Source organism: Pseudomonas agronomica, from assembly GCF_025917275.1.
In the GTDB taxonomy this organism is placed as follows: domain Bacteria; phylum Pseudomonadota; class Gammaproteobacteria; order Pseudomonadales; family Pseudomonadaceae; genus Aquipseudomonas; species Aquipseudomonas agronomica.
Window position 1 is genome coordinate 1 of the sequence record NZ_JAOSHO010000162.1, and the last position, 10001, is coordinate 10001.

The following is a 10001-nucleotide window of genomic DNA, read 5'->3' on the forward strand; positions in this document are numbered from 1 at the left end:
CGGCAGCTCCTACGCAGCTCCCACGCAGCGCCTACAGACAGTCCAGCGGGAGCAAGCTCCGTCACCACAAAAGCATCGTCGCCACAAAATCCCGTCAGGCCGTCGCCGCGACACCCTCCGGTAGCACCTCAGTGCTCATCCCCTCCTTCATCCGCTTGGCATCGCGCACAAAGCAGCGAGACGCCAGGAACAGGAACACCATGGTCAGCAGCAGCGCCACCGGAATCAGGTACATCGCGTCATGCAGGCCGATGGCCTTGAACGCTTCGGTCATCTGGTCGACACCGGCGGCCGTCATGGCCGTGCGGGCGAAGTAGTCGGACAAGCCACCCACCACCACCGGCCCCAGGCCACCGCCGAGCAGATACAGACCAGCAAAGTACAAGGCCATCGCCGTGGCGCGCAGGCGCGGCTCCACCACGTCCTGGATCGCGGTGTAGACGCAGGTGTAGAAGTTATAGGCAAACAACCAGCCAACGCTGAACACCGCCACGAACACGCCGATCTCGATGCGCCCTGCATGCAGGGCCCACGCCGTGGTGACGGTGGAAATCGCCAGGCTGAACGCTGCAAACAGCAGGCGACCGTTGGGCACGCGCTGGTGAATCTTGTCAGCGACCCAACCGCCCAAGGTGAGACCGAACAATCCGGTTACGCCGACCATAATGCCGGTGGCCACGGCCGCCTCGTGCAGCGGCATCGCGAAATAACGCTGCAACATCGGCACCAGGAACGAGTTGCAGGCATAAGTCGCGAAGTTGAAGCAAAGCCCCGCCAGCACCAGCCAGAGAAAGGTCGGAATCGCCAGCACCCGGCGAACCGGTTTATCAATCTTTTCCTGGGACACCTGCACGGTTTCGGCGGCGCCGCGCTTGGGCTCCTTGATAAAAAACATGAACACCGCCAGCACCAGCCCCGGCACCGCAGCGATGAAGAACGGTGCACGCCAACTGTCGAACGCCTTGACCATCGCGCCAATGGTGAAGAATGCCAGCAGCAGGCCCAACGGCAGGCCCAGCATGAAGATGCCCATCGCCCGAGCCCGGCGGTGAGCCGGGAACAGATCGCCAATCAGCGAATTCGCCGCCGGTGCATAACTCGCCTCACCGATGCCCACGCCCATGCGCACCAGCAGGAACGCCCAGAAACTGCCCACTAGGCCATTCACCGCCGTCAGCCCACTCCAGGCCGCCAGGCCCCAGCCCATCAACTTGCTGCGCGAGCCGGTATCGGCCATGCGCCCCAGCGGCAAGCCGGCAATGGCGTAGACGATGGTGAACGCGGTGCCGATGATGCCGATCTGGAAGTCGCTGAGGCTCCATTCCATGCGGATCGGTTCGATGATGATCGCCGGGATGGTGCGGTCGAAGAAGTTGAACAGGTTGGCCAGGAACAACAGGAACAGAATGCGCCAGGCATTCGCCGCTTGGGTCGAGTTCTGCATGGGTCCGTCTCTTTTATTGTTATGGGCGAGGCTTCCGAGCCCGGAGTCTGCAATCTAGACAGCGATGCGCAGGCTGTCTCCAATCATTCGCCTGGCTGATACCCGACCATGGCGCCGGGCATGTTTCATGACGGCGGTCAATTTCCTGTAACAATTGCCATCATTTCGCCTGTTTTCGATTAAAGAACGCCGTGGCATGGCCGATCCAACATGATCAGGAATAGATTCTCCCCGAGCGCTGCTCAGGCTGCAGCCCTGGACGCTTGGGCCGACATTCGCGCCATTCAAGGACGCGAGCTCCCATCCGCGACGGTTCGTCGAAGAAATCGACGAACCAACCAGTTCAGGCATACGGCGCACAATGACTTCCAAAAAAACAGCCACTGCGGTTTCCGATCTGACCCTGAGCCCGGCCGCCAACGGCCCTGAAGCCTCGACGCTGTCGAGCAGCTCGCGATCCCTCGCAACCCAGCAATACCTGTATTTCACCGAGACCAACACCGACCGCATCCTCGACAACCTCGACGGCCTGCGTGATGCCGTGTTCCCGCGCCCGCCGCACCTGGTGGATGACGAGAGCGAACGCGGCCAGCAGGAATTTCCGTCGGTGTGCCTGATCGGCCTGGGGCGCTGCGGTTCCAACATCGCGCTGGACGTGGCGGAGCTGGTCTACAACGCCCGCAAGTTCTACCTCAACGAATTCAACGCCGAAGACAAGAACTACGGCGACAAGGGCTATCGCCCGGCGCAATGGATGCGCAACCTGCGCCTGGGCACCAGCAAGGCCAGCAAACCGGTGTTCCTGGTGGAACCGCTAGTCATGCTGGGCGACCTGGACAAGGACATCGCCGGGCGCATCCGCTTCTCGCGCAAGGGCGAAAAAAGCGGCTTCCTGCGCGACTACAGCAAGATGAAAATCATGGACCTGTCGGAAGTCCATGCCGGCGGCGCCGGTAACGCGCCGATCCTCGGCCAGTACCTGGCGAAGATCATCCTGAACAAGGACACCCAGCGCTTCTCCAGCCCAGACTGGAAAATGATCCACTCGTACCTGATCGACAGCTGCGGCATCAAGGCCAACCAGTCGCGCCTGTATTTCTCGATCTTCAGCGCCGGCGGCGGTACCGGTTCGGGCATGGCCTCGGAGTTCGGCCTGGCCCAGCAGTACTCGTACATGAACAAGACGTTCGACACCAAGCCGATGGACGAACACGACAGCAAGAGCGGCCACTCCTTCGTTTTCGAGCCGATCTTCACCAGCGGCATCTGCGTACTGCCGAACATTTCCGATCACCGCAGCGAGATGTCCGAAGCATTGCACATCAACGCCGGACGGCTGTTGTGCAAATATCTCTCGGAAGAATGGGATTTCTCGTACAACTTCGCCAACGAAGACAGCAGCGAAGCGAGCGTCATGGGCCGTATCCGCCCATGGAACGCGATGATGCTGATCTCCAACGACATCATGCGCTACGCCGAAGAAAGCGATGACGGCAACATCCAGAACATTGATGTCAATGCCATGGAAAAGCACGCCAACCAGTACATTTCCCAGCAAATCTTCAACATCCTGACGGCCCAGGCCGTAACGACCGACTACGACCAGAACTACTTCCGTCGCGCCGGCATCGACATCGGCGAAACCATTCGCCTGGACGCCAACGACCTGTTCATGAGCCTGGCCGGTCCGGTGGCGATTGCCTACGCCGAGTCCGTCGTCCCGGAAACCCCGGCGCCGAGCGGCGACAAGTTCAAGGTGTTCGAGAAAGAACCGCCGCGCCTGAACATTGACGACCTGTTCTTCCGCTCCATCGACCTGCCGCATTTCAACAAGGTCACCCAGGCCATCGAAGGCATCAGCCTGCTGCCCATCGAGTCCAAGCGCTACCGGGCCTCGCTTGAGCAATACAAGAATTCCGGCTACGACGCCGCCGCCCTGCACGACCTGCATTTCTTCAAGAACTGCTCGTCGGTGGTGTCGATTGTCTCGTTGCCCAAGGACTACAAGCTGTCCTACATGGACCTGAACCGGCTCAAGACCCACCTCAACAGCCTGTTCCCCAACACCACGCTCAAGCGCTACGCCCTGGTGATCGGCGCCTCGGCCAACCTGTCGCTGACCACCCTGATCGCCAAGAGCCCGTGCCTGTCGGACGATTTCCTGACGCTGATCGTGGCGTTCATCAAGCGCTGCTTCGCCCGTACGCCGTACCGCTTCGACGAGACCCTCGACAACTCGATCCTGGACTTCATCATCAACGAAGAATTCGACGAGGCACGCATCGATGACTTGCTCAACGAATTCGAGAACCCAGCGAAGATCCTCGACACCAACTGGTACGCGATCAAGCCGATGTACGAGAAGAAGTACCGCGAGCTGATCAACGACAAGGAGAAGTTCGTCTCGATCAATGACATTCGCCTGTCGCGCGATTGCGTGAAGAAGTCCATCAAGTATCTGCGCGAGATCTACCGTCACCGGATCGGCAAGACCAAGGTTATTTCGCTTAATAACCATACGGGCAGGACTTATTGAGGCTGGCTTGAGACCGAGTCGCCCCAAATCGCGAGCAAGCTCGCTCCCACAATGGGCCTGTGTTCACAAAGCTTGTGGGAGCGAGCTTGCTCGCGATAGCGGCCTTGAATATCTCCCCCAGAACAACACCCAGAAACAATTGAGCAGCCAAAAGGCTGCCCAATAAACTGTTCCCGTTACGTATACGTCACCCTCCCCTGTGGCGTTTCGCCACGGCAGGCTGACATCACGCTACTCACCTACACACTTTCGACCATAGCAAAGCGCGAACCAACTTGGTGCACCGATCAATTCGACGCCCTTTCCTGGATCATGATCCACGGTGAAACCACCACCGCCCAAAGCTGCGGATCGCGCTCCAGAAAATCCAGCGCCCGCGTTTCAGACAGCTTGGCGACCTGCCCGGCGCCCAGCCAGGCGGCGACTTTGGTACCTTCGTCCTGGGCCACGGCCTCGGCGGCTGCGATCAGATCCAGTGCCGGATCGACCCACAATAGGGCACCCTTGGCAAAGAACGGCTCCAGCTCTTTCCAGGTAATAGATGCGGTTTCACCGAGCAATTTGGCATAGAGGGTGCTAGGTTCTTGATTCATGGGAGCTGTCCGGAAAAGAAATCGGCGCGAATGATAACGTCGGTGGTCTGGCAGAAAAACCCGGTTGCAATTGCAGCACCGATTGAAAAGCGCAGCAAAGCCAAGGATTGCCGATTTGACCGGACAAACCCCGCCGCGAATCTGTCTTTTTCTTTCAATAAAGCGACACCCTCAGGTTTTGCCCCCAAGCGCCAGCTTCCCTTGCCAACAATCGGCGCTCTACACTGTACCGGTACAGTTGCCGGGGGCATTTTCCGCGAGGATATCCAAGATATCTGACCCGGTTCTGCTGCTACGGCGCCAGGACTATAAAAACTACAACAGCATGAGTGGAGCACTATGACTAAGGCTACTAAGCAGATTTCCAAACTGTTTGCCGCTATGGTTCTGGCCGGGGTTGCCAGCCATTCGTTTGCCGCCGACACCATCAAGATCGGCATCGCCGGCCCGAAAACCGGCCCTGTAGCCCAATACGGCGACATGCAGTTCAGTGGCGCGAAAATGGCCATCGAGCAGATCAACGCCAAGGGCGGCGTCGACGGCAAGAAGCTTGAAGCCGTTGAATACGATGACGCCTGTGATCCGAAACAAGCGGTCGCGGTCGCGAACAAGGTCGTCAACGACGGCGTCAAGTTCGTGGTCGGCCACCTGTGCTCCAGCTCTACCCAGCCCGCTTCGGACATCTACGAAGACGAAGGCGTGATCATGATCACTCCAGCGGCGACCAGCCCGGACATCACCGCCCGTGGCTACAAGATGATTTTCCGCACCATCGGCCTGGACAGCGCCCAAGGCCCTGCGGCCGGCAACTACATCGCCGACCACGTCAAGCCGAAGATCGTTGCGGTCCTGCACGACAAGCAGCAGTACGGTGAAGGCATCGCCAGCGCAGTGAAGAAAACCCTCGAAGGCAAAGGCGTGAAAGTGGCCGTCTTCGAAGGCGTGAACGCCGGCGACAAGGACTTCTCCTCGATGATCGCCAAGCTCAAGCAAGCCAACGTCGACTTCGTCTACTACGGCGGCTACCACCCGGAGCTGGGCCTGATCTTGCGTCAAGCCCAGGAAAAAGGCCTGAAAGCCAAGTTCATGGGGCCGGAAGGCGTGGGTAACGACTCGATCACCCAGATCGCCAAGGATGCGTCAGAAGGCCTGCTGGTGACCTTGCCGAAATCCTTCGACCAGGACCCTGCCAACGTTGCCCTGGCGGACGCGTTCAAGGCCAAGAAGGAAGACCCGAGCGGCCCGTTCGTGTTCCCGTCCTACTCGGCTGTAGAAGTGATCGCCGAAGGTATCAAGGCGGCCAAGTCCGAAGACGCCTCCAAAGTGGCTGAAGCCATTCACAAAGGCTCCTTCAAGACCCCGACCGGCGACCTGAGCTTCGACGCCAAGGGCGACCTGAAGGACTTCAAGTTCGTGGTCTACGAGTGGCACAACGGCAAGCCTAAAACTGAAGTATCGCCTCAGTAAGGCCTGGCCTGACTGACTGCCAATAAAGCCCACGGCGTGCCGTGGGCTTTGTTTTAAATGTATTGGGCCGCGCTGGCGTGATCCGCCAGTCTCCCCACCTGAAAATCTCAAAACCGTCATCAGCGGTTCGCTGGCAAACCTCGTGTTCGAAGTGGATGAAGATCCACGGGGCCCGGGCGGGAAAATGACTCCACCAGTGAAATGCGTATCAGGTTTTTAGGAGCGCTGTAATGCCTGACATCTATCACTTCTTCCAGCAGCTGGTTAACGGCCTGACCGTTGGCAGCACGTATGCCCTGATCGCCATCGGCTATACGATGGTCTACGGCATCATTGGAATGATCAACTTCGCCCACGGCGAGGTGTACATGATCGGCTCCTACGTGGCGTTCATCGCCATCGCCGGGCTGGCCATGATGGGACTCGACAGTGTCCCGCTGTTGATGACCGCGGCTTTCATCGCGAGCATCGTGGTCACCAGTGCCTATGGCTACAGCATCGAACGGATCGCCTATCGCCCGTTGCGCGGCAGCAACCGTCTGATCCCGCTGATTTCCGCCATTGGTATGTCGATCTTCCTGCAGAACACGGTTCTGCTTTCGCAAGACTCCAAGGACAAAGCAATCCCCAACCTGATTCCGGGCAACTTCGCCATCGGGCCAGGTGGGGCACATGAAGTGCTGATTTCCTACATGCAAATCGTGGTGTTCGTGGTGACCCTGGTCGCCATGCTCGGCCTGACGCTGTTCATCTCCCGTTCCCGCCTGGGCCGCGCCTGCCGCGCCTGTGCCGAGGACATCAAGATGGCCAACCTGCTGGGCATCAACACCAACAACATCATCGCCCTGACCTTCGTCATCGGTGCCGCCCTGGCGGCCATCGCCGCGGTGCTGTTGAGCATGCAATACGGTGTGATCAACCCCAACGCCGGCTTCCTCGTCGGTCTGAAAGCCTTCACCGCCGCGGTACTGGGCGGCATCGGCAGCATCCCCGGCGCGATGCTCGGCGGGTTGGTGCTGGGCGTGGCGGAAGCCTTTGGCGCCGACATTTTCGGCGATCAGTACAAGGACGTCGTGGCGTTCGGCTTGTTGGTTCTGGTTCTGTTATTCCGGCCGACCGGCATCCTGGGCCGTCCGGAGGTTGAGAAAGTATGACTAGGCATCTCAAATCGGCGCTCTTCAGCGCCCTGCTGGTCTGGGCCGTGGCCTACCCGGTACTCGGTCTCAAACTGACCATCGTCGGCATCAACCTGGAAGTGCACGGCACCAGCCCGGCCATCCTCGCGACCATCGTCGCCTGCTCGGTGCTGATGTTCCTGCGGGTGCTGTTCAGCACCCAGATCAGTGCCGCGTGGAAGGCTTCGCCCGGCGTGCCGGTGATCCCGGCCAAGGCCAGCAACTTCCTGACCCTGCCGTCGACCCAGCGCTGGATCGTGCTGGGCCTGATCGTCGTGGCATTCATATGGCCGTTCTTCGGCTCCCGCGGCGCGGTGGACATCGCCACGCTGATCCTGATCTACGTGATGCTCGGCCTGGGCCTGAACATCGTCGTAGGCCTGGCCGGCCTGCTGGACCTGGGCTACGTCGGCTTCTACGCCGTCGGCGCCTACAGCTACGCGCTGCTGTCGCACTACTTCGGCCTGAGCTTCTGGATCTGCCTGCCGATCGCCGGGATGATGGCCGCCACCTTCGGTTTCCTGCTGGGGTTCCCGGTCCTGCGTTTGCGCGGTGACTACCTGGCGATCGTGACCCTGGGCTTCGGCGAGATCATCCGCCTGTTCCTGCGCAACCTGACCGACATCACCGGTGGTCCGAACGGCATCAGCAACATCGAGAAACCGACGTTCTTCGGCCTGACCTTCGAGCGCAAGGCCGCCGAAGGCCTGCAGACCTTCCACGAGTACTTCGGCCTGGAATACAACTCGATCAACAAGGTGATCTTCCTTTACCTGGTTGCCCTGTTGCTGGCCCTGGCCGCGTTGTTCGTCATCAACCGCCTGCTGCGCATGCCGATCGGCCGTGCGTGGGAAGCGCTGCGCGAAGACGAAATCGCCTGCCGTGCGCTGGGTCTCAACCCGACCGTGATCAAGCTGTCGGCGTTTACCCTGGGCGCTGCGTTCGCCGGTTTCGCCGGTAGCTTCTTCGCCGCTCGCCAAGGCCTGGTGACGCCCGAGTCCTTCACCTTCATCGAGTCGGCGATCATCCTTGCCATCGTCGTGCTGGGCGGGATGGGCTCGCAGTTGGGCGTGATCCTGGCGGCGATCGTGATGATCCTGCTCCCCGAAATGATGCGTGAATTCAGTGAATACCGCATGTTGATGTTCGGCGCCTTGATGGTGCTGATGATGATCTGGCGTCCTCAAGGTCTGCTGCCTATGCAACGCCCACACATGGAGCTGCGCAAATGAGCCGCGAGATCCTCAAGGTTGAAAACTTAAGCATGCGCTTCGGCGGCTTGCTGGCGGTCAATGGCGTGGCCCTGACCGTCAAGGAGAAACAAGTGGTTGCCTTGATCGGGCCGAACGGCGCGGGCAAGACCACGGTGTTCAACTGCCTGACCGGGTTCTACCAGCCCACCGGCGGCACCATCCTGCTGGATGGCGAGCCGATCCAGGGCCTGCCCGGCCACCACATCGCTCGCAAGGGCGTGGTGCGGACCTTCCAGAACGTACGGCTGTTCAAGGACATGACGGCGGTCGAGAACCTGCTGATCGCCCAGCACCGTCACTTGAACACCAACTTCTTTGCCGGCCTGTTCAAGACCCCGTCGTTCCGCAAGAGCGAACGCGAGGCCATGGAGTACGCCGAGTATTGGCTGGACAAGGTCAACCTCACCGAGTTCGCCAACCGTACCGCCGGCACCCTGGCCTACGGTCAGCAACGGCGCCTGGAAATCGCCCGCTGCATGATGACCCGTCCGCGGATCCTCATGCTCGACGAACCGGCCGCTGGCCTGAACCCGAAGGAGACCGAAGACCTGAAGGCGTTGATCAGCGTGTTGCGCGAGGAGCACAACGTCACCGTGCTGCTGATCGAGCACGACATGAAGCTGGTCATGAGCATTTCCGACCACATCGTCGTGATCAACCAGGGCACGCCCCTGGCCGACGGCACACCGGAAGAGATCCGCGACAATCCTGAAGTGATCAAAGCCTACCTGGGGGAAGCGTAAATGCTGCAGTTCGAAAACGTTTCCACCTTCTACGGCAAGATCCAGGCGCTTCACAGCGTCAACGTCGAGGTCCGCCAGGGCGAAATCGTCACGCTGATCGGTGCCAACGGCGCCGGCAAGTCCACGCTGCTGATGACGCTCTGCGGTTCGCCCCAGGCCCACAGCGGCAGCATCCGCTACATGGGTGAGGAATTGGTGGGCCAGGACTCGGCGCGCATCATGCGCAAGAGCATCGCGGTGGTGCCGGAGGGTCGTCGGGTATTTGCCCGGCTGACCGTGGAAGAAAACCTCGCCATGGGCGGATTTTTCACCGACAAGGGCGACTATCAGGAACAGATGGACAAGGTGCTGCACCTTTTCCCACGCCTGAAAGAGCGTTTTACCCAGCGCGGCGGCACTATGTCCGGCGGCGAGCAGCAAATGCTCGCCATCGGCCGTGCGCTGATGAGCAAGCCCAAGCTGCTACTGCTCGACGAGCCGTCCCTGGGCCTGGCGCCGATCATCATCCAGCAGATCTTCGACATCATCGAACAACTGCGCAAGGATGGCGTGACGGTGTTCCTGGTGGAGCAGAACGCCAACCAGGCGCTGAAAATCGCCGACCGAGCGTACGTGCTGGAGAACGGTCGCGTGGTGATGCAAGGCACCGGTGAAGCGCTGCTGACCGACCCGAAAGTGCGCGAGGCGTACCTGGGGGGTTGAATCTCTCGCAATAAAAAAACGGCCTTCGGGCCGTTTTTTTTTCGCCCAGATCGCAAGTGGGCACCCCTTGTGGCGAGGGGATTTATCC

9 protein-coding genes are annotated in these 10001 nt (G+C 60.1%); 7 read left to right on the forward strand and 2 right to left on the reverse strand.

Going from position 1 to position 10001, the window contains the following annotated elements; all coding sequences use genetic code 11:
• Nucleotides 1–94: 94 nt before the first annotated feature.
• A complete protein-coding gene (locus OC610_RS13645) occupies nt 95–1444 on the reverse strand; it encodes a spinster family MFS transporter (RefSeq protein WP_264428321.1) in 1350 nt (449 codons plus the stop codon).
• A 361-nt stretch (nt 1445–1805) separates the two neighbouring features.
• Between OC610_RS13645 and OC610_RS13650 the strand changes: the two genes are divergently transcribed.
• Nucleotides 1806–3980: a hypothetical protein gene (locus OC610_RS13650; protein ID WP_264428323.1), complete on the forward strand. Its 2175-nt coding sequence runs from the start codon at nt 1806–1808 to the stop codon at nt 3978–3980.
• 287 nt (nt 3981–4267) lie between these two features.
• On the opposite strand, the gene OC610_RS13655 is transcribed toward OC610_RS13650, so the two are convergent.
• Complete coding sequence (locus tag OC610_RS13655; RefSeq protein WP_264428324.1) at nt 4268–4573, reverse strand: DUF2288 domain-containing protein; 306 nt, start codon at nt 4571–4573, stop codon at nt 4268–4270.
• 30 nt (nt 4574–4603) lie between these two features.
• Between OC610_RS13655 and OC610_RS13660 the strand changes: the two genes are divergently transcribed.
• The 6 genes from OC610_RS13660 (at nt 4604) to OC610_RS13685 (ending at nt 9913) form a co-directional block, all read left to right on the forward strand.
• On the forward strand, nt 4604–4852 hold the full coding sequence (locus tag OC610_RS13660; protein ID WP_187293311.1) for a hypothetical protein: 249 nt from the start codon (nt 4604–4606) through the stop codon (nt 4850–4852).
• A 60-nt stretch (nt 4853–4912) separates the two neighbouring features.
• Nucleotides 4913–6040, forward strand: coding sequence for a branched-chain amino acid ABC transporter substrate-binding protein (locus OC610_RS13665; protein WP_264428327.1), 1128 nt, complete (start codon nt 4913–4915; stop codon nt 6038–6040).
• 230 nt (nt 6041–6270) lie between these two features.
• Nucleotides 6271–7194, forward strand: a complete 924-nt coding sequence (gene livH / locus OC610_RS13670) for a high-affinity branched-chain amino acid ABC transporter permease LivH (RefSeq protein ID WP_264428329.1) — start codon at nt 6271–6273, stop codon at nt 7192–7194.
• Entirely contained in the window at nt 7191–8447 is a 1257-nt protein-coding gene (locus tag OC610_RS13675) for a high-affinity branched-chain amino acid ABC transporter permease LivM (RefSeq protein WP_264428330.1), read from the forward strand. Before livH ends, OC610_RS13675 begins: the two co-directional genes overlap by 4 nt.
• Complete coding sequence (gene livG / locus OC610_RS13680; RefSeq protein WP_264428331.1) at nt 8444–9211, forward strand: high-affinity branched-chain amino acid ABC transporter ATP-binding protein LivG; 768 nt, start codon at nt 8444–8446, stop codon at nt 9209–9211. The genes OC610_RS13675 and livG overlap by 4 nt, the downstream gene beginning before the upstream one ends.
• On the forward strand, nt 9212–9913 hold the full coding sequence (locus OC610_RS13685) for an ABC transporter ATP-binding protein (protein ID WP_003184675.1): 702 nt from the start codon (nt 9212–9214) through the stop codon (nt 9911–9913). It abuts the gene before it with no gap.
• Nucleotides 9914–10001: the final 88 nt, after the last annotated feature.

Bases quoted from the DNA above. Each gene is read 5' to 3' on its own strand.
- OC610_RS13645 (WP_264428321.1), bottom strand. From the start codon at position 1,444: ATGCAGAACTCGACCCAAGCGGCGAATGCCTGGCGCATTCTGTTCCTG.
- OC610_RS13650 (WP_264428323.1), top strand. From the start codon at position 1,806: ATGACTTCCAAAAAAACAGCCACTGCGGTTTCCGATCTGACCCTGAGC.
- OC610_RS13655 (WP_264428324.1), bottom strand. From the start codon at position 4,573: ATGAATCAAGAACCTAGCACCCTCTATGCCAAATTGCTCGGTGAAACC.
- OC610_RS13660 (WP_187293311.1), top strand. From the start codon at position 4,604: ATGATAACGTCGGTGGTCTGGCAGAAAAACCCGGTTGCAATTGCAGCA.
- OC610_RS13665 (WP_264428327.1), top strand. From the start codon at position 4,913: ATGACTAAGGCTACTAAGCAGATTTCCAAACTGTTTGCCGCTATGGTT.
- livH (WP_264428329.1), top strand. From the start codon at position 6,271: ATGCCTGACATCTATCACTTCTTCCAGCAGCTGGTTAACGGCCTGACC.
- OC610_RS13675 (WP_264428330.1), top strand. From the start codon at position 7,191: ATGACTAGGCATCTCAAATCGGCGCTCTTCAGCGCCCTGCTGGTCTGG.
- livG (WP_264428331.1), top strand. From the start codon at position 8,444: ATGAGCCGCGAGATCCTCAAGGTTGAAAACTTAAGCATGCGCTTCGGC.
- OC610_RS13685 (WP_003184675.1), top strand. From the start codon at position 9,212: ATGCTGCAGTTCGAAAACGTTTCCACCTTCTACGGCAAGATCCAGGCG.